Source organism: Neisseria sp. Dent CA1/247, from assembly GCF_022870825.1.
Classification (GTDB): Bacteria; Pseudomonadota; Gammaproteobacteria; order Burkholderiales; family Neisseriaceae; genus Neisseria; species Neisseria zoodegmatis.
This window is the reverse complement of sequence record NZ_CP091522.1, coordinates 369,394-388,714: the sequence shown is the minus strand read 5'-3', so window position 1 is coordinate 388,714 and position 19,321 is coordinate 369,394. Positions and strand designations below refer to the sequence as shown.

General features: G+C 47.7%; 14 protein-coding genes. 9 read left to right on the top strand and 5 right to left on the bottom strand.

Features of this window, described 5'->3' with window-relative positions; genetic code table 11:
* Positions 1-77 precede the first annotated feature (77 nt).
* The 4 genes from LVJ85_RS01755 to LVJ85_RS01740 all read left to right on the top strand — a co-directional run bounded on the left by LVJ85_RS01755 (position 78) and on the right by LVJ85_RS01740 (position 5,798).
* Positions 78-758: a 1-acyl-sn-glycerol-3-phosphate acyltransferase gene (locus LVJ85_RS01755; protein ID WP_244740950.1), complete on the top strand. Its 681-nt coding sequence runs from the start codon at positions 78-80 to the stop codon at positions 756-758.
* Positions 755-1,726 carry a phosphatidate cytidylyltransferase gene (locus LVJ85_RS01750; protein ID WP_244740948.1) on the top strand — a complete coding sequence of 324 codons (972 nt, stop codon included), beginning with the start codon at positions 755-757 and terminating at the stop codon, positions 1,724-1,726. The genes LVJ85_RS01755 and LVJ85_RS01750 overlap by 4 nt, the downstream gene beginning before the upstream one ends.
* A 137-nt stretch (positions 1,727-1,863) precedes the next feature.
* The gene (locus LVJ85_RS01745) at positions 1,864-3,492 is read left to right on the top strand and encodes an ABC transporter substrate-binding protein (protein ID WP_244740945.1); all 1,629 of its coding nucleotides are present in this window, start codon (positions 1,864-1,866) and stop codon (positions 3,490-3,492) included.
* Between the two features lie 374 nt (positions 3,493-3,866).
* Positions 3,867-5,798 carry a sigma-54-dependent Fis family transcriptional regulator gene (locus tag LVJ85_RS01740; protein ID WP_244740942.1) on the top strand — a complete coding sequence of 644 codons (1,932 nt, stop codon included), beginning with the start codon at positions 3,867-3,869 and terminating at the stop codon, positions 5,796-5,798.
* Between the two features lie 164 nt (positions 5,799-5,962).
* On the opposite strand, the gene LVJ85_RS01735 is transcribed toward LVJ85_RS01740, so the two are convergent.
* A complete protein-coding gene (locus LVJ85_RS01735) occupies positions 5,963-6,838 on the bottom strand; it encodes a chorismate mutase (RefSeq protein WP_244742942.1) in 876 nt (291 codons plus the stop codon).
* 224 nt (positions 6,839-7,062) lie between these two features.
* On the opposite strand from LVJ85_RS01735, the gene LVJ85_RS01730 reads away from it, so the two are divergent.
* Positions 7,063-9,216 (top strand): AsmA family protein, encoded by a 2,154-nt coding sequence (locus LVJ85_RS01730; RefSeq protein ID WP_244740939.1) that lies wholly within the window; start codon positions 7,063-7,065, stop codon positions 9,214-9,216.
* A gap of 398 nt (positions 9,217-9,614) precedes the next feature.
* Positions 9,615-10,781, top strand: a complete 1,167-nt coding sequence (locus tag LVJ85_RS01725) for a nitronate monooxygenase family protein (RefSeq protein WP_244740937.1) — start codon at positions 9,615-9,617, stop codon at positions 10,779-10,781.
* Between the two features lie 98 nt (positions 10,782-10,879).
* Here the strand turns inward: LVJ85_RS01725 and LVJ85_RS01720 are convergent, their stop codons facing one another.
* The 4 genes from LVJ85_RS01720 to LVJ85_RS01705 are packed head-to-tail and all read right to left on the bottom strand — an operon-like array spanning position 10,880 to position 14,730.
* Positions 10,880-11,530, bottom strand: coding sequence for an ABC transporter ATP-binding protein (locus LVJ85_RS01720; RefSeq protein ID WP_244740935.1), 651 nt, complete (start codon positions 11,528-11,530; stop codon positions 10,880-10,882).
* Entirely contained in the window at positions 11,527-12,324 is a 798-nt protein-coding gene (locus LVJ85_RS01715) for an ABC transporter permease (protein WP_244740932.1), read from the bottom strand. Before LVJ85_RS01715 ends, LVJ85_RS01720 begins: the two co-directional genes overlap by 4 nt.
* The gene (locus LVJ85_RS01710; RefSeq protein ID WP_244740930.1) at positions 12,324-13,532 is read right to left on the bottom strand and encodes a capsule biosynthesis protein; all 1,209 of its coding nucleotides are present in this window, start codon (positions 13,530-13,532) and stop codon (positions 12,324-12,326) included. Before LVJ85_RS01710 ends, LVJ85_RS01715 begins: the two co-directional genes overlap by 1 nt.
* 16 nt (positions 13,533-13,548) lie before the next feature.
* Complete coding sequence (locus LVJ85_RS01705) at positions 13,549-14,730, bottom strand: polysaccharide biosynthesis/export family protein (RefSeq protein ID WP_370686947.1); 1,182 nt, start codon at positions 14,728-14,730, stop codon at positions 13,549-13,551.
* A gap of 410 nt (positions 14,731-15,140) precedes the next feature.
* On the opposite strand from LVJ85_RS01705, the gene LVJ85_RS01700 reads away from it, so the two are divergent.
* The 3 genes from LVJ85_RS01700 to LVJ85_RS01690 all read left to right on the top strand — a co-directional run bounded on the left by LVJ85_RS01700 (position 15,141) and on the right by LVJ85_RS01690 (position 19,184).
* Positions 15,141-16,778: a hypothetical protein gene (locus tag LVJ85_RS01700; RefSeq protein ID WP_244740927.1), complete on the top strand. Its 1,638-nt coding sequence runs from the start codon at positions 15,141-15,143 to the stop codon at positions 16,776-16,778.
* 82 nt (positions 16,779-16,860) lie between these two features.
* Positions 16,861-18,459 (top strand): glycosyltransferase family A protein, encoded by a 1,599-nt coding sequence (locus tag LVJ85_RS01695; RefSeq protein WP_244740924.1) that lies wholly within the window; start codon positions 16,861-16,863, stop codon positions 18,457-18,459.
* Positions 18,460-18,464: 5 nt separating this feature from the next.
* Entirely contained in the window at positions 18,465-19,184 is a 720-nt protein-coding gene (locus tag LVJ85_RS01690; RefSeq protein ID WP_244740921.1) for a hypothetical protein, read from the top strand.
* The last annotated feature ends 137 nt before the right edge of the window (positions 19,185-19,321 follow it).

Sequence of the window (19,321 nt, the reverse complement as noted above, 5' to 3'; positions counted from 1 at the left end):
CTTCTCCGGGCAATGATTCGCGATAAGCCTTGAGGCCGTCTGAAAACATCATTGCCCGCACGGATACGGAAAACATCATGAAAGCATTTCTCGCCAAACATGCCGCTTGGCTTACCGACCAAGCCTTGTGCCTGTTTGTATCGTTTATTACCGGCGTGCGCCCTAAAGCGCCCCGCAGCCTGTCGTTTACGCCCGCTAAAAAAGTGTATTACGCCAACCACGGCAGCCACGGTGATTTTGTGCTGGTGTGGATTTCGCTGCCGCGCTTATGGCGGATGTGCGTGCGCCCCGTGGCGGGAGCCGATTACTGGCTGGGCAATAAAATCAAGCGTTTTATCATCAATAATGTTTTCAATGCGCTCTTGATCGACCGCGACGGCAGCGACCCGCAGCAAGTGGTCGCGCAAATGAGCGAGGCGCTGCAAAACGGCGATTCTTTGATTATTTTCCCCGAAGGCACGCGCAATGTGGATGACGACTTGGTGCTGCTGCCGTTTAAAAGCGGCATCTATCATCTCGCCTGCGTCAATCCCGATGTGAGCTTTATTCCGATGTGGATCAACAACATCAATCATGTGCTGCCCAAAGGCAAAATCCTGCCCGTGCCTTTATTGTGCGACGTCAACATAGGCGAAGAAATCCGCTTGGCGGGCAACGAAAGCAAAGAAGCGTTTCTACTGCGCGCACGCCATGCCCTGCTTGCACTGGCGCCGTCTGAAAAACAGCAACAAGCCGCCCGACAGGAGGATATCGTATGAACCTCTTCGCAACCCAGCCCCACGCTTCTGCCATACCTTTGCAGGCAGGCTATATTTTTATCGGAGTGTTTGCCGTATTGCTGGCGGCGAGTTTTGTCGGGCAATGGCTCAAGCGCAAAAAAGGCCGCAACAATCCGACGATTTCCAACCTCAACGCCCGCGTGTACGCTTGGTGGGTGATGACTTTGGTGCTGTTGTTGGCTTTTTGGTTCGGCAAAGTCGGCACCGTGATTCTGTTTCTGCTGATTTCGTTTGCCGCCCTGCGCGAGTTTCTCACGCTGGTTTACCAGCGCAGCAGCGATTACAACGTGATGGTGGCGTGCTTCTATTTACTGCTTCCCATCCAATATTATTTTGTGCTGACCGAATGGTACGGCATGTTTTCGATTTTCATCCCGGTGTACGGCTTCCTGCTGCTGCCGATTATTGCCAGCTTGAGCGGCCGAACCGAGCACTTTTTAGAGCGCACGGCCAAAACTCAATGGGCGGCAATGGTATCGATATTCTGTTTATCGCATGTTCCCGCCTTGCTAAACCTGCACCTGGACGGCTTTCCCCACGGTCAAAACGTACTCTTGCTGATCTTTATGATCGCCGTGGTGCAATCAAGCGACGTGCTGCAATATGTATGGGGCAAAACTTTGGGCAAACGCAAAATCATGCCCACGCTTTCCCCGTCTAAAACCGTGGCCGGCACGGTAGGCGGCATTGCCTCGGCCACCCTGATTGCCGTGCTGCTCTCGCCGATTACGCCGTTTTCTCCCCTTCAAGCCGGGCTGATCGGGCTGGTGGTGTGTTTGATGGGCTTTTTCGGCGGACTGGTGATGTCGGCCATCAAACGCGATTACGGCGTGAAAGACTGGGGCAACATGATTCAAGGGCACGGCGGTATGCTCGACCGCGTCGATTCGATTTGCTTTGCCGCACCGGTGTTTTTCCACATCGTTCGCTATTTCTGGCACGGTTAAAACCACTGCCGCAGCTGCTTGAGGCCGTCTGAAACCTTTCAGACGGCCTTTCATCTGATTTCAGTTTCATCACAAAATAATTTCCGTTATATTCGGGGCTTTACTGGTTACACCTTCCACAACAAGAGGAGAAAAACATGTCTGCCGTTCCCTTCCGCTTTTCCGCTTTGGCACTTGCCGCCTTTTTGCTCGCCGCCTGCGGAAACCAAGAAAGCAGCGCACCGCAAACTGCCGCTCCCGCCGCAGAAAGTACCGTGACGCGCAATAATGTGACCGAACCGCAGTCGCTCGACCCGCATCAAATTACCGGCGTGCCCGAAATCAACATCGTGCGCGACCTGCTGGAAGGCTTGGTAGAAACCGATGAAAAAGGTGCAGTTACCCCCGCCGCAGCTGAATCGTGGAGCAGCAGCGACAACAAAGTATGGGTTTTCAAACTGCGCCAAGATGCAAAATGGAGCAACGGCGATGCCGTAACCGCAGAAGATTTCGTGTACAGCTGGCAGCGTTTGGTCGATCCCAAAACCGCCTCGCAATACGCCTCTTACCTGCAAGCCGCCAAAGTAGCCAATATCGACGACATCCTCGCCGGTAAAAAATCCCCCGACACCTTAGGCGTAAAAGCCCTTGACCCGCATACTCTGGAAGTAACCCTCACCGCCGCCGTGCCCTACTTCCCGCAAATGCTCTACCACGCCGCCACCAAACCGGTGCACCGCGCCACCGTGGAAAAACACGGCATCAAATGGACTCAGCCCGAACACTTCGTCGGCAACGGCGCCTATGTGATGAAAAAATGGGTGGTTAACGAGCGCATCGAATTAGAGAAAAACCCCCAATACCGCGATGCAGCCAACGTCAAAATCAACAAAGTCGTTTTCCTGCCCATCGGCTCGCAAACCGATGACGTTGCCCGCTACGAAGCCGGAGAAGTCGATATCACCGACGCCCTGCCGCCCGAAATGTACAGCAAGCTGCAAGAAAAATACCCCAACGAACTCAAACGCAGCCCGTATCTGTGTACCTACTATTTTGAAATCAACAACCAAAAAGCCCCGTTTAACGACGTGCGCGTCCGTAAAGCATTGTCATTGGCCTTAGACCGCGACACCATCGCCGCCAAAGTGCTGGGCCGCGGCGAAGAACCCGCCTACAACCTGACCCGCGTCGGCACCGCAGGCTTCACCCCGCACCAGCCCGAATGGACCAAACTCGACTACCCCGCCCGCGTGGAAGAAGCCAAAAAGCTGCTGACCGAAGCCGGATACAGCGCAGCCAAACCGCTGACCTTCACCTTCCTCTACAACACCTCCGAGCAACATAAAAAAATCGCCGTAGCCGCCGCTGCCATGTGGCAGGAAGCACTGGGCAATGTGAAAGTGAACCTCGAAAACCAAGAATGGAAAACCTATCTCGACAGCCGCCGCAACGGCAACTACCAAATCGCCCGCGCATCATGGTGCGGCGATTACAACGAGCCTTCCACATTCTTGAACACCCTGCAATCGGCCAACAGCAGCAACCGCGCCTTCTATAAAAACGCCGACTACGACGCCCTGCTTGCGAAAACCCTCAACGCCGGCATCAACGATCAAGAGCGCACCCGCCTCTACACGCAAGCCGAAGCGCAAATCGATAAAGACACCGCCGTGATTCCCGTTTACGGCTACGTCAACTCACGTTTGGTAAAAGAACGCATCGGCGGCTATTCAAGCGAAGACGTATTGAACGAACTGCCCAGCAAGCGTTTGTTTATCAAGAAATAAGCTGGTTGATATACAAAGGCCGTCTGAAAACGAGCTAGCGAGTTTCGCTAAAAGTTTTCAGACGGCCTTTGGTGTCGTTAAAGCCCAAGATACGCTGCTCCAAACATAAAAGTCATCACATTTACTTAACCGAGGCCGTCTGAAACCTTTCCGGCTATATCCGGCACACACTCTTCCCTTTCAGTGCTTTGATATCTTTGCATATCTTTCACATCTATGTACCGACCCTTACTTACTTTCCTCCTAAGATACGGCAAAGCACTAAAAATATCCTGAATAAGCAACAAATTACGCCTATTACACCCAATCCACACACATAAAGCCCGCACCTGTATTTTCAAACAATCGACACATACATAAGGAGCGCAAGCCATATGTTGGCCAAACAAACCCGACACATCCGCGATGTGCTGGCACTTGTCTATGGCGACGGATTGTCCCATTCCCATATCGACCCGGGCATCGCCGCCTCGTGGCAACGCTGCGTGCACCGGCACGGCCTTGATCCCGAACAACTGTGCGAAGCCATCATCCTGCCCCATCATGATTTAGTCGAACATCTGGATGCCATGGACAACCTGACGGCTGTTGCCCGCCACGGCATGCAGGTGTTGTGGCAGCAAATCTGCGACATGGGTTATGTGGTTTTGCTGGCAGACGAACACGGTGTGGTGGTGGAGGCCTTCGGATTCGACCGGCAAAAAACCGAGCTTACCCGCGCAGGATTGCATTTGGGTGCACTTTGGCGCGAACACACCAACGGCACCAGCGCCGTCGGCATGGTATTGGCCACGGGCGACGCCTCAATTGTCCACCGTGCCGACCACTTCGACGCCACCCATATCGGCCTTACCTGCACTGCCGCGCCCGTGTTTGATTCACACAACCGCCTGCGTGCCGTATTGGATGTGTCTGCACTGACACCGCCTTCTGCCAAACAAAGCCAACAATGGGTTTTGCAGCTGGTGCGCCATTTCGCCGGACTGGTGGAAACTGCCGCCCTGTTGCAGGCGCACCGCCGCCATTGGATTGTGCGGCTCGGCCACGCTGCCGAATTTCTGAATGTTTCGCCTGAATTTCTGATTGCCGTTGATGACGACGGAAAAATCAGCGGTGCCAACCATGCCTTCCATGAATGGGCGGCAGCGCATTTGGATATTCCTGTCGGACAGCTTATCGGCCGGCTGTTCGATTTACTCTCCGACACCTGCCTGACTGCCGTTTACTCCGCTTCAGGCGGCCATACTTCCTTGATGCTTGGCAGCAACCGCCTGTTTGCCGCAGCCTCCGCACCAACCTGCCGTCCTGTTCCCGCTTCTCCGCGCGAGCCGGAACTGCCCGCCGCACTGGCTGCCCTGTACGGCCCGCAAAGCCGTTACCGCCGAAGTTTGCAGCGTATTGCCGCTTTGGCAGACACGCCCGTGCCGATACTGATTAACGGCGAAACCGGTTCGGGCAAAGAATTTCTCGCCCGAGCCATCCACCGCTCAAGCAGCCGCGCCGACAAGCCTTTTATCGCGGTCAACTGCGCGGCGATTCCTGAAAACTTGATTGAAAGCGAGCTTTACGGGTACGCACCGCACAGTTTTTCAGGCGCCGACCGCAAAGGCAAAATCGGTTTGATTCAGGCGGCCGACGGCGGCACGCTGTTTCTCGACGAAATCGGCGACATGCCGCTTTACCTGCAATCGCGCCTGTTGCGCGTGTTGTCCGAACGGGAAGTGATGCCGGTGGGCAGCGTGCGTGCCGTCAAAGTGGATATCCGCGTGATTTCGGCAACCCATGCCGATTTGCAGGAACGGATTGCCTGCGGCAAATTCCGCGAAGATTTGTATTACCGCCTCAACAGCACCCACGTGCAGCTGCCGCGCTTACGCGAACGCGATGATTTCGATTACATCATGCGCATGATTTTGGAACGTGCCGCCGAAAAAACCAACCGACCGCCCAAAGCGCTGTCTGCCCGTGCGCTCGACACCCTCCGCGCCTACGACTGGCCCGGCAACCTGCGCCAACTGGCCGGCGTACTCGAAGTAGCCTTACTCACTTCGCCCGGCACGCGCATCGAATACAACGACCTGCCCGACTACATCAAAACCGCTGCCCGCCCTTTTTTTCACGAACCTTCAAACCCCGCCACCGCTGCGGAAGACACATCGATGGAAAAATCGGTTTTAACCTGCGCCAAAAGCCTGCAAGCTGCGTTGCTGGCACATCAAGGCAATGTCTCCGCTTTGGCCAAACACATCGGTGTCAGCCGTATGACGGTGTACCGCTACTTGAAAAAATACGGCTTGGATCGCTGATGGTTGTTAGCGCGTAAGACTTGATAAAGGCCATCTGAAAAAACGTCTGCAATACTGCATATATATTGGCGATGCCGTCTGAAAAAATATCCGCATCTTCGTAGGGATGACACATATCCACCCGCGTGCCGTTCACACGAATCTGCGGAAGAAATACCTCAACCTTACAAGCTGTTTACGATGCCGTCGGCACCTGCGGCTTCGGCGAGTTTGTACAGAATATCTTGCGGCATATCGCCATGCCAGAGGCGGGTGATGTTGGCGATAACGGGCAGATGGGTTACACGGCGCACGCGTACGATGGCATCGACGTCTAAACGGTACGGGTGCTCCGACTCGAAGCTGAGTGTGCCTGCTTCACCGAGAATGAGATGGTGGTTACCGCGAAGGGCGATGTGTTCGGCAGCTACCAGCCATTCATCGGCGCGGTGGTGTTTGTCTTTGCATAAAACGACGGGTGTATTCAGACGGCCTACTTCGTCTTGGAGGGCGCGGTTGCTCATGAGTTCGCCGCCAAGATAAAGCACGTCGACTTCGGCTTCTAAAGCGGGGGCGAGCTGGCGGACGTCGCGGATGCGTACAATTACGGGTTTGCCGGCCGCGTGATGCTTGACCACTTCGGTCTGCATGGTGCGGATCTGCTCTTGTTCGTTGTGGAATGAATGATCGCTATAAGGGCGCGATGGTAAGTAGAAGGGGTCGGCAAATATCATGTCGGCTGAATCGGAGCGTTCGCCGAGTGCTGTGATGTTGAGCATTTTGCCGCTGCCGATTGATACGCCGCGCACGGTAATCACAGTATTTTCGAGGCTGGTTTCGCGGCTGATGATTTTCCATTCGTTCAACACTCTGATGGCGCGCTCAACGCCGTTTAGACGTTCCAATTCATTGGGATGGAACACGCGCTCGTCGCCGACTGCGCCGATAATGGTGCGCTCTTCTCCGCGCGAAACGTGTTCTTGCAAACCTCTGCTGCGGATAAATTCGATCACGCGCTCAACTGCTTCCGGCGCTGCCTGTTTCTGCATAACAATAATCATCATTCGCTCCGTGATTGCCGGCGGGGAAATTCAAAGTGTGGCTGTCTATACTATATACAGCGTGCTGTCGATTTGAAACCCAGTCGACGCAAGGCGGTAAACCTGTTTGTTCTCAATAATAATGCGTGGCCGAATGGTAGCAATATTCAATGATATGCGCTACCGACTGATGTTTCAGACGGCCTCTATGCTATACTGCAAATGTTTCTTTTTATTCTTTTATCATGGTTAGTCTGTTCCGTTCCGGCAAATTCTGGCTGCGTTTCGCCTTCTACGGCCTGATTGCTTTCGTTTCTGCTTTACTGATCGCGCAATCTCTGCTGCATTATTTGTTCAGCAGCCAACGTATTCAGGCTTTTGCAGACGAGATTGTGCGCGGAAGTGGTCGCACGGTGCGTTTCAGCGGCGATATCAACCGCTCATGGCTGCCCCGCCCTACCGTCACGTTGCACAATGTGATGGTTAGTAAGCCAAACAGCACGGCTTCGGCTCTGCATGCGAAAGAAATGCGCATCGGTTTGGCATGGAGCAATCTGTGGAGCGATACGCCGACTATTGAAAAATGGGTAATTAAAGAAGCCGATGCTGAAGCAACCCGCCAGCCCGACGGTTCTTGGAGCGTTCGGGATTTATCGAAAACATCCGGCCGACCGGTGCAAATCAACAGGGTTATCATTGAAAACAGCCGTCTGAATATAGGCACGCCCGAAGCGCATTACCATACGGAAAGTCTGAACCTAAATCTCAGCGGCGAATCGGAAGCGGTGCGTGAATTTGTTTTGAGCGGAACAACACGTCTCAACAACCAATCTACTTTCAAATGGAACAGCACAGGCCGTCTGAATATGAATAACGGACAAGAGTGGCTGCTCCCTGCCCTGCATGTGGATGCTACATTGCCGTTCAAAAAAGAAAACGCTTCGATTTCCGCCGATGCCGACGTAACTTGGCAACCTCAAAACGATACTTTACAAGCGCGCAATTTACGCCTCCGCGCCGACAGCTCTTTCCACAAATTACACCTTACCGCACAAAGCCCTGCTCTGTTGTGGAAAAAGAAACATATCAGCCTAAGCGACATCCGCGCGGTGTTTACCGCCGGCTCTTCAGAAGAAAGCAGCTGGGACGGCTCCTTGTCGCTCTCCCGCGTCAGCCTGCGCCCGAGCGTTGCCACCATCAGCGAGTTTGAATTCAACGGCAGCCACAAAAACCACGGTAAACAAACTACATTCAATATCGCCGGACCGCTGACCTGGCAGAAAGATACGCTGCTCAAGTCTGAAAAATTCGTTCTAAGCACACATCAAGACAGCTTGAAAGCTGCGCCACGCTCACGGCTGATCAGCCAAATGGAAGGCCGTTTTGCATTATCCGGCAACAAAGATTGGACGCTGTCGTTAAAAGGTTTGTTTGACCGACAAAATGCCGAAGTTTCCGCCCAATATACCGCAGCGCACGAAGATAATCCCGCCAAACTCAACACCACAGTGGGCATACAGAAGCTGTCCCTTCATCCCTATTGGAGCGATTTCCAAGCCAAAAGCGGCAATCTTTTCCCAGCCTTTCTGACCCAATCTGCCCAAACCCAAGTTCATGCCGACATCAACATCGGCAGCCTAAACATGCCCGGCCTGCAGATGGACGATTTACACACCAGCCTCTATGCCGACAACCAACGCATCACGCTTACCAACTTCCGCGCCGGCTTATACGGAGGCCAAACCGAAGGCGGCATCAGTATCGCCAACACCAATCCGCCTTCGTATCACTTACAGCAAAACGCCCGCGGCGTACAAATCCGCCCGCTCATGCAAGACTTACTCGGCTACCACCGTATCGGCGGCATCGGCGACGCCGTGATCGACTTAACGGCCAAAGGCAACGACAGAGCCGGCCTGACTAAAACGCTCAACGGTTCTTTGCAGCTCAACGTCACCCAAGGGGCATGGCTGGGCTTGGATATTTCTAATGTACTGCAAAGTTTGGGCAACAATACTGCCATCAACAGCAAACAGCGCGATGTGCAAACCCCTTTCCGCTCTTTTTCACTCACCAGCGAAATACGCGACGGCATCGGCACTCACGAAAATGCCGAATTGAAATCGGATATTTTCGACATCACCAGCAGCGGTCAAACAGACCTCAATGCCCAAACCATGTCTGAAAACATGTTGATCCGCAATATAAAAAACATCCATGCCAAGCCTATCCCCATCAAAATCACCGGCCCGGCAGCCAACCCCTCCGTTACGCTTGACTACAACAAACTGACTTCGGGCTTGGAAACACCGCAAGAAAAACAACGGGCGCTGGCAGAAACATTGAAGGAACAATGGCAATGGTTGAACACACCACCTAAAGCAGCATCGACGCCTTGAGAATATTGCTTAGTCTGAATTTCAGACGGCCTGATATCAAATAATAATTCGGCTGTGCATCTTTTACATGTTTTATAAATCTCAACAATTGCCCCAACTGCCCCATCCTGTCATCTAAAATCTCTCCAGACCTTTGCGATTTGCTCGTTATTAATTGCTTAATTGATTACTCATGCCGGTCAAACACTACGTTATTCCGCACCCCATAGCTTAAATAAAACATATTTACATCACGCTCAAATAAAATAACTATAGTTCTACTCTAATTTTTACTTATATTAGAGTATAATGCCTAAATCTTAAAAATCTCAGCTGTTTTGAGATTTAAAAAACTTCCAAAACAGCCGCTTACCAATACTCTCAATACAAGCGTCCCTCTCTATAAAGGAAAAATCAACATGCAACACAGCTTCGACCCCTTGTTTATCCGTGGCAAATCTTTGATTCCGATTGTGCAGGGAGGCATGGGCGTAGGTGTCTCCGCATCCAAATTATCCAGTGCAGTCGCCCGCGAAAACGGCGTCGGTACCATCGCCAGCGTGGACTTGCGCCATCTGCATGAAGACCTGTTAGCCGAATCCAAAATCAACCCCACCGAAGAAAAATACTGCAAACTCAACCACATCGCGCTCGACAGGGAAATCCGCAAAGCAAAAGCAGATGCCGAGGGCAAAGGTATTATTGCGGTTAACGTGATGAAAGCCGTTAAAGACCATCAAGCATTGGTGCGTCAGGCTTGCGAATCGGGTGCGGATGCGATTGTAATGGGAGCCGGCTTGCCGCTTGACCTTCCCGAAATGACTGAGGGATACCATAAAGACGTGGCATTGCTGCCTATTCTTTCCGAATCACGCGGCATCAATATCGTTCTCAAACGCTGGATGAAAAAAGGTGTTCTTCCCGATGCGATTGTGATCGAACACCCTGCTCACGCTGCCGGGCATTTAGGTGCAATGACCGTAGACGGCCTAAATGACGAAAAATTCGAGTTTAAGCGCGTTATCGAAGAAACCTGCGAAGTTTTTAAAAAACTCGGGCTGGAAAGTGAAAAAATTCCTTTGATATTGGCTGGCGGCATGGCGAACTTTGACAAAATCTGTACCGCACTAAAATCGTGGGGCGCTTCCGCCGTACAAATCGGTACTGCATTCGCCGTTACCCAAGAAGGCGACGCACATTTGAATTTCAAGAAAACGCTGGCCGGCGCGCCTGTTGAGCAAGTCGTTGAATTTATGTCGGTAGCCGGCTTACCTGCCCGCGGTGTACGTACTAAATTTCTAGAAAGCTACATCAAACGCGAAGCAAAACTGCAAGCCAATGCCAAAGCAGACCCACGCCGCTGCACCCAAGGTCTCAATTGTCTATCCGTATGCGGCCTGCGCGACGGCCTAGACAAAGTAGGCCAATTCTGTATCGACATCCAACTGGCCGCAGCATGGCGCGGCGAAGTAGATAAAGGACTGTTTTTCCGCGGTAAAGACCCCCTACCCTTCGGCAATACCATTAAGAGTGTACGGGAAACGATTCAATATCTTTTGCAGGGTTCTCTCCCTGAGAAAGCATAAAAATATACAAAAATAACCGTCGTGGTTTACACAAACCACGACGTTATTTTTATAACGGCTGAGGCCGTCTGAAAATGAATCACTGCCGATATTGATATTTAAATGCGGCTATTGTAATATTGGTATGCTGCATCCATATTATCAAACTGATGCAGTCTTCCGGCCTCCAACACCATGGCATTATCACAATACTGCTTCATCGCACTCGGGCTGTGCGACACCAAAATTATCGAGCGGTCTTTACGCTTTTCAAACAACTCATAGCGGCATTTCTCAGAAAAACGCGAATCGCCTACCGCAATCACTTCATCAATCAGATAACAGTCAAACTCCACCGCAAGCGACAATGCAAAAGCCAATCGTGCTTTCATACCTGAAGAATAGCGTTTTACCGGTTCATACAGATATTGCCCCAGCTCGGAAAACTCTTCCGTAAACGCTTTCACATAATCGATATCGACGTTATAAATCCGACAGATAAAACGCAAATTATCCATACCGGTAAGACTGCCTTGAAACGCCCCGCTGAACGCCAGCGGCCAAGAGATGCTCATCGTGCGTTTAATCTCGCCTTCGGTAGGTGGCTCGACACCGCTGAGCAAGCGTATCAGCGTGGATTTACCTGCACCGTTTCTGCCTAAAATACCGATTTTTTCACCCTTTTCCAGTTTGAAATCAATATCTTCAAGCACCATGCGCCAACCCTGGCTGGTTTGATATTTCTTATATACATGCTCAACGGAAATCATTGCGGCTCCACCCCTTTGCTAAACTTAGCCACCATCGCCAAGCCGATAAATAGCATGACTAAATTACACAACAATAGATACCATGGGTTTTCCAAAGTATTGGCAGTGCGGCCGAAATAACCATGCCGGAACATTTCCGTACCGTGAACCATCGGAATCCATAGAAAGTAAGACTGAACTTGATAGGGCAGGGAAGAAACGAAAAAGAACGCACCAGAAATGGGCAGCATAATGAAACTCAACGTGCTCCAAAGTTTACCGAATGCTTCGAATTTAAACGCTACCGAGCACACGATCAAACCTAAGCCGAGCGCAAATACAGCCATAAGCACCCAAGCCAATAGCATATAAAAAACATCATGCGGCACAGCCACCCATTTCAATGCGACCAATGCGGTCATAATGGCAATCTGCGCAACCGTAGCACCTGCCACTTCCAGCAGTACGCGAGAAAATATCGTATCCAACACCTTTACATTACGGTGATAAAGCAACGTTGCATTAGCCGAAATAGCACCGATAGACCGGCTCGAAGCATTACGCCACATCATTGCCATAGGATAACCGGTCAACACGAAAGCTACGATATTCAAAGACGATAAATGGTCGGCTTTCAAAAACTTCCAAGCAAGCACGATCAGCAGGGTCATCAACAAAGGCTCCACAAACAACCACAAAAAGCCGATATTGTTGCGCCCGTAACGGGTAATAATCTCGCGCATCAAGAGTGCGCCTATCACCCTTGATTGAATCTCTAATGATTCTTTGAATGATGTTTCATGAAGTGCTTTCATCAGTTTTTATGCTCCCTCACGCTTGCAGCAAGCAAACTGATAATCCCGTAAAGTATCAAACCGATAAAAAAGGTTGCCATGATGTTATAAAGGCGGTGAGGTCTTTCCGCCATATCCGGCCGGCTCGGCTGGGAAACAATTTCCAAATACAGCTGCTTGCGCTCGGCCTCGGCTTTAGCGTTTTCCAAAGAAACGATAGCAGCCGCCAGCTGTTTCTCCGCCAACTCGTTTTCAAGAAACAAACGCTGATAGGCCGCCGCTTTTGCCGTGATGGAAGTATCCGAACCGCCCAAAATTGTCTGCATCTGCTGTTTGATTTCACGCTTCAGGCTTTTTTCGCGCGCCTGCAAGCCTGAAATTTGCGGGTTTTCCGGTGTAATGGCCTTAACTTGGTCCAATTGCGTCTGAATAACGATCAATTCATCCTGAAGTTTCGATACCAAACCCATTTGTGCTTCAGATTGCGATTTCAAATCGAAAATGCCGTTTTCAATACGGTAAACCGCGATTTCTTCCGCCGCCTTTTTTACCCGCTCTTCCGCTGTCGTTACATTGTGTTGTGCCTGTTCAATAGTATCTTTACGGGCGCGCGTATTAAGTTTGTTGATCAGCTCTTCCCCTTTGCTCAACAAAGCAGCGTTAATCTGTTGGGATTCTTTGGCATCAAAAGATTCAACATTCAATACGGAAATGCCTGAAATAGGATCAAAATCGATCTTAACTTTATCTTTGAAGTATTGATAAAACGCTTCCTTCTCCCCCCATAAGCCGAACCCGTTGAAACGGCTGAAAATATCGCCTTTCCCCTCGTAATAGGTTCGAACAGAAATGGTTTTGCCCAACTCATCCAACGCCGAACGAGACCCCATATACTCCCTTACCGTATAGGTATCATCTTGTGAACGGCTGAAGCCCGCTCCTTGCAGCAACGCCCCGAGACCCGATACCGAAGCCTGATTATGCGGTGCGCGCACAACAAAACTGGATTCCGAAACGTATCTGTCCGAAGCCCAAACCGAAAAGTACACTGTAGCGCAGACCGTCGGCACAATCACCGTCGCCCAAAAAAGTTTGCCGAACTTTTTTTTCAGCCATCGTTTTTTCTTTTTGGGTTTACTCTCGGCTTTACCCGGTGGCTGCAACGCTGCTGATTTCACGGTTTCCGATTGTCCGTTTTGGGGCAGATCTGTTTTTTCTTGTTCAAGCATTTTGTATGTTTCCCGATTAATTACCTAAATTACTAATACTGCCAACACCGCTAACCACCGGTGAAAATACAAATTGTAAAAACTTCTGCATTTCCGCCAACGGTGCATTTGCCACATACAAAATATCTTTGTCTTGCATAGGGAATTTCTGAATCCAAAACAATGATTGGGCATCAGACAAATCCACGCGGTACACAACCGGTATCTCCGATTCCAAACCGTATCCTTTTGCAACCCACTTATCTTGCTCAGACGGTGCCAACAACGATAAAGGCTGATAACGGAATACAAACACACCCTGTGCAGCTGCTCTGCGGTCTGAAGCTCCACCGGCCAACCCCAAAGCTTCGGCCAAGCTCAAACCCTTTGCAGAAAACCGGAACTGCTGCACTTTCCCTACTGCCCCCAATGTAGTAAAACTGAGCGGTTTCGAGTGCAAAGCCACAATATCTCCCGCCTCCAGCAAAACATTCTCCGAAGGCTTTTCAATCAACGTTTCGAATGCCAATGTTTTCACCACCCCTTTACGCGTCAATTGCACCGACACATCCCGCACATTATCAGCCACTCCGCCGGCCGCAGCCACGGCATCCAAAACACGCTCTCCATGGGCGGTCAACGGCATACGGATAGTATTTCCTGCCTTGACAACCAACACATTAGTAGAATTATTCTTAACCAAACGCACCATAACCTGAGGCTGGTTGGCCATTTTTTTCAGACGGCCTGCAATATCAGACTGAATAGCTGCCGGCGTTTTCCCTTTCACATACACCGAGCCTAAAAACGGCACACTGATTTTGCCGTCGCCGCCAACCATCTGTTCGGGCAATTTCGTCACATGAGCATTTCCCGAGCCTTGGGAAGTCAACACCCCGCCGAACAAGAGAGCCGGCGGCGCTTCCCAAATGGCGATATCCAAAACATCTCCCTCACCTACCCTGCCGACAAACCCGTCTGCACGCTGGGGCAAACTTCTAAATGATTGTCTTCCCGCAGCATTACTCAAACTCCCAATAATTGGATCCGACACATCTATCCACTCAACAGCAGGAACAGACTGATGGCTTGCAGCTTCTTTTAAAGCAACGGTATTACGGTAACCAGGCCCCGAAGCCGGCAGTGCGCCACATGAAGAAAGCAGGGCAGCAACACTGCCACCCCACAAAAAAATTGAGAAAATATTTTTATTTATCATAAACATGCCATAGAGCACCCGACAAAGCTCAAGCTTTTTTCGCAAAATCAGGTAATTAAATAAAACTAAGATAAAAATGTATTCAAAAAATAAAAATTTAATAATATTAATTATTAAAAATAATATTTTAAGACACTATACCAAAAAAGATTTTTTTAATATAATATCGAAAAAAAACATCAAGGGAAAGAAAAATAAGGTTAACAAATGTATGCAAAATGAGAATTTATTCATACATTAACCATGTTGTTTGATTTTTAAACCCCAAAAACATATTAAAAATCAAACAATAAAAATTTAAAACAAAAATACCCTCAGCCGATTGACATATAAAAGTTAAGAAAATTTAACACTTCACCCTTCTCCAGTTTTGATTCAACCAACACCACCACCAAAGGGGATAAGTAAAAATGGCAAAAATTATTATCGTTGGACATCCGGACTCTAATCATCAAGCCGTAGAAACACTTTTGCATCAACACGGTATGAATCAAGCATTCCCATCCAAACGTGACGGCTTGGCTCCCGCCGAAATCAACAGACTGCTCCTACAGTCTGCCAAATCGACACGGCCGTCTGAAAACATCCCGTTTTCAGCAAAAAAAATCACGCAACGCCAAATCAGCGGCGTGTGGAATACCTTGGCAATGGATTTACTCCTGAGCAATATGGAACAAGCCTTATGGGGCTGGTCTGACCCGGAAGCACTCGAATTACTGGAATACTGGCGTGATGTCGACACCTCCATACATTTTGTTTTGGTGTACGACACGCCGCACAGCATTTTGGTACGCAACCCACAACAAACAATAAGCAGTCAAACTCTGGAAAAGAAACTCCAAGAATGGTCGGCGTACAACGAAAGCCTGCTGGATTTTTACGCCGGCAACAAAAACCGCTGCTTATTGATCCATAGCGAACAAGCACAGCGCACAACCAAAAAATACTTAAAGCAGATTTCCCGGCACATCGAAGCACCTTGGCAGATTAAGAAAAACAAATCGGCCAAACTGCTTGCGCAGCCAACCGAATCTCACGGCACCATCATAAACAACACATCGCATCACAATCTTCAAACCGGCTTGGCTGCTTTCCTGGCAGATCTCTTGATTGACGGAAACAGTGAAGCAATGAATTTGTACGAAACACTGCAACAGAATGCCACCCTGCCGCTTAAACCCGCTCCCGATAGCGCAAATTCCACCCGTGAAAAAACTTTATGGGCGTGGCAGGCCATGCTTCATCAGCAGCAAGAGCAACTGCAGCTGATTAGCAATAACCTGACAGGCAAAAACAATATCGAAACACTTTCAGAGCAATTACAACAAACAGAGAAACAGCTTGAAGCTGTCCGCGCATCTCACGGACAAGTCGAACAAAAATTAAAAGACACAGAGACGCTTGCTTCTGAATACAAACAAAAAACAGAAGCTGCGTTACAGACACAAGCACAATTGGAAAAAGAAAAATCCAGCTTACAAGAAAAACAAACACAATTGGAAAGAGAAACATCCAATTTGAAAGAAAAAGTCGATTCCTTTACCGCCAAAGCCGATGCGGCACAAAAAGATATCGCCCGCCTACAAAACACCCAATCTACGTTAGAAGAAGAAAACGCCCTATTGCTCGAGCAACTTCATCTTGTGCAAGAAAAGCTGGAAGAAACACATTTGGAAAAACAGCGTTTGGCAGCACGACCTGTTTATTACGGTGCCGCAGAGCGCGTAAAAAACGAACTGCCTTACCAGCTGGGAGCAACTATGATTTACTGCAGCAAGAGTATCGGCGGCTGCTTCAAAATGCCTTTTGCCTTGATTAAAACGACCAAGTTGACGGCCAAACGACAAAAAGAACAAGCGCAAGAGCTGCCTCCGGTTCATTTCTACAATGATGCTGCCGATATTAACCGTGTCCACAAACACCTTTCATACCAACTCGGCCAAAGTTTTTTAGTGTGTGCACGCAACCCCCTAAAATGGATTTTGACACCTTTCGTTTTGGCTAATACCACCATTAAATTTAAAAAACAAAAAAAAGCCGCTCTATAAAAGCAAATAACAATTTGAATTTAAAAATGATCGTGGAAACTTTAATAATTAATCATTCGTTGAAATACATTACGGTAGAATTATGTCAGAAAATTACTTAAATAAATTAATATCACGTCGAAGCGAATTAGGTGGAAGTCTTGGAGCAATTGATTTTCTTATTGATTTTCACAGTAAGAAAATAGGCAGTCCCATGACTGCCACCAATTCTCAACCGTTATTAAACAAAAATACTGAAAATATAAACAAAACAGTTACAGTTAAGAGTGCCGGCAAATACAACCGTATTCACTCTCTTTCAAAAGAAATTTCCAACAAAAAAACCTCTGAAGAATTTGATTTTTTATTGGAGTATGCAGCAGAAATCCGCAAATTGGAAATGTCAGAAACATATATTGCTTTAATAAAATATTTACTATTGCAATATAAAAATCTAAATGAAAAAAATCAAAGGTTGCTGATGCTTCACGTGAGCAATGTACTGAGACTTTCTAAAGATTCAGAATTAATAAACATACTCTTTGCAGATTTTCCGGAAAAAATCTTAGAGCTACATCTGTCTCCAAAACAGATAGATGAGTTGTTTTTAACAAACCTGCAAGCAAAGTATGAATATGACAAAAATAATTTTAAGTACTTGTCTTTTGATTTACATACCGAAGCGTCTGATGCAGTTTCTATTTTTCTTAAATCGAAAAATATTTCAGCACTATTGGCTACAAACCCTGAGTACAACTGTTTGTTTTGCAACGCTGCTTTAAACAAGAATGAAGAAATTTATAAAAGCTTTTTTAATCGTTATCTGTCAAGCAAAGGACTACCTCAAGTTACCAAGCTGGCTTTTAGCGAGAGAAAAAATATTCTAACCAACCTTGAGTTTGAGAAAATCACAAATGTTATGCAAACTCCTTTAGTGTCTATCATTATGTCAGCCTTCAATGCTGAAGATACTATTGAATATGCAATTAAATCTCTTATCAATCAGAGTTACAAAAATATCGAAATTCTGATTTGCGATGACGGCTCATCCGATAATACTGCTGCGATTATTAAAAACATTGCACAAACGGATCCACGAATAAAAATATATCGTTCCAAAAAAAATCAAGGTACATATAACATTAGAAATGAAATGATAAAAAAAGCTCAAGGGGAGTTTATTACATTTCAAGATTCCGATGATTTCGCATTGCCAAACAGAATCTCAGAGCAAGTTGCTGCTTTATCGGCAAGCGGAAAGCTCATGTGCGCCACTCAATGGGTACGAATAGCGCCCAGTGGTGAGTTTGTTTATTTTTATGACGACAAACTGAGTAGATTTTGTGTTGTATCAACCATGATTAAAGCTGAAGTTTTTAAACAAATAGGCTTTTTTAGGGAATCATTGGTGGCAGCCGATACAGAATTTTATGAAAAAGCCATCTCCGTATACGGTGATTCTGTAATAGAAAGAATAGAAAAGCCCTTAATTCTGGGTTTATGGGGAACCTCATCACTGACAAAAATACCTGATCTTACAGCAGAAAATAATGGGTTTGTCGCTAAAAAACGTAGAGCTTATTCGGATATCACTGCCAGACAACGCATATTGGGTAAAGAAATTATTTCTGATGATTCTGTGTTGGAAGTTTTAAAAAATAATGCAATTTACAGACATTGCGCAGGTGTAGAAAGGTATTAATATTTATGATAATCGCAAATATGGCTACATTTCCTGCCAGATTTCAGACTTCGTTACAAGTTATTGAGTCCATCCATGCCCAAGTTGACCAAATAAATTTATGTTGCAATGAATTTAACAATATTCCGAAAGAATATTCAAAATATTCAAAGCTAAACCCAATTATCCCAAAAACCGATTACAAAGATGTAGGGAAATTTATACACAATGTAGCAAGTAATGACGAAATCATTTTGATTGATGACGACATTATTTATCCTAAAGACTATGTGGCAACGTTACGGGATTATTATCATCAATATGAACACCTAAACATTGTAGTTGGTGTTCACGGTGTGATTTACCTCGATTTATATGACGGTTCCATTTCTGCAAGAAAAGTTTTTGCTTTCAAGCACGCACTTAACAGACCGAGAATAGTTAATCAACTTGGAACAGGTACTGTTTATTTGAAAGGCCACCAACTGCCGGGCTTGAAATATATGGACTGCTCTCAAAGCTTTGTAGATGTACGATTCAGCAAATATATGATTGAAAATGGAATCGGCATGGTTTGCATACCCCGTTCAGCAGCTTGGATGCACGAAATCCAACAAGAAGTCTCCATATTTAACAATTTCACAAACCAGTGGCCTCTTCATGTTATACGCGAAGTACAGGCAATAGCCGGATACTCTAAGCTCCCATTGAATCTCGTTAAAAATATAGAGTTCGGAAAAGGCTAAAAATTGATTTAAGCTAGTCATCCTAATAAATCAAGAAGAATTTGAATTAAAAAGATTTTTTAACTTCCATATACCTTAATCCATAAGGAAACTCCTAACTTAATTTTCAGACGGCCTAAAGGTTTTAGTAAGTGCCT

Excerpts from the sequence above, each read along its gene's own strand:
- LVJ85_RS01755 (WP_244740950.1), top strand. The coding sequence starts at position 78 with ATGAAAGCATTTCTCGCCAAACATGCCGCTTGGCTTACCGACCAAGCC.
- LVJ85_RS01750 (WP_244740948.1), top strand. The coding sequence starts at position 755 with ATGAACCTCTTCGCAACCCAGCCCCACGCTTCTGCCATACCTTTGCAG.
- LVJ85_RS01745 (WP_244740945.1), top strand. The coding sequence starts at position 1,864 with ATGTCTGCCGTTCCCTTCCGCTTTTCCGCTTTGGCACTTGCCGCCTTT.
- LVJ85_RS01740 (WP_244740942.1), top strand. The coding sequence starts at position 3,867 with ATGTTGGCCAAACAAACCCGACACATCCGCGATGTGCTGGCACTTGTC.
- LVJ85_RS01735 (WP_244742942.1), bottom strand. The coding sequence starts at position 6,838 with ATGATTATTGTTATGCAGAAACAGGCAGCGCCGGAAGCAGTTGAGCGC.
- LVJ85_RS01730 (WP_244740939.1), top strand. The coding sequence starts at position 7,063 with ATGGTTAGTCTGTTCCGTTCCGGCAAATTCTGGCTGCGTTTCGCCTTC.
- LVJ85_RS01725 (WP_244740937.1), top strand. The coding sequence starts at position 9,615 with ATGCAACACAGCTTCGACCCCTTGTTTATCCGTGGCAAATCTTTGATT.
- LVJ85_RS01720 (WP_244740935.1), bottom strand. The coding sequence starts at position 11,530 with ATGATTTCCGTTGAGCATGTATATAAGAAATATCAAACCAGCCAGGGT.
- LVJ85_RS01715 (WP_244740932.1), bottom strand. The coding sequence starts at position 12,324 with ATGAAAGCACTTCATGAAACATCATTCAAAGAATCATTAGAGATTCAA.
- LVJ85_RS01710 (WP_244740930.1), bottom strand. The coding sequence starts at position 13,532 with ATGCTTGAACAAGAAAAAACAGATCTGCCCCAAAACGGACAATCGGAA.
- LVJ85_RS01705 (WP_370686947.1), bottom strand. The coding sequence starts at position 14,730 with ATGATAAATAAAAATATTTTCTCAATTTTTTTGTGGGGTGGCAGTGTT.
- LVJ85_RS01700 (WP_244740927.1), top strand. The coding sequence starts at position 15,141 with ATGGCAAAAATTATTATCGTTGGACATCCGGACTCTAATCATCAAGCC.
- LVJ85_RS01695 (WP_244740924.1), top strand. The coding sequence starts at position 16,861 with ATGTCAGAAAATTACTTAAATAAATTAATATCACGTCGAAGCGAATTA.
- LVJ85_RS01690 (WP_244740921.1), top strand. The coding sequence starts at position 18,465 with ATGATAATCGCAAATATGGCTACATTTCCTGCCAGATTTCAGACTTCG.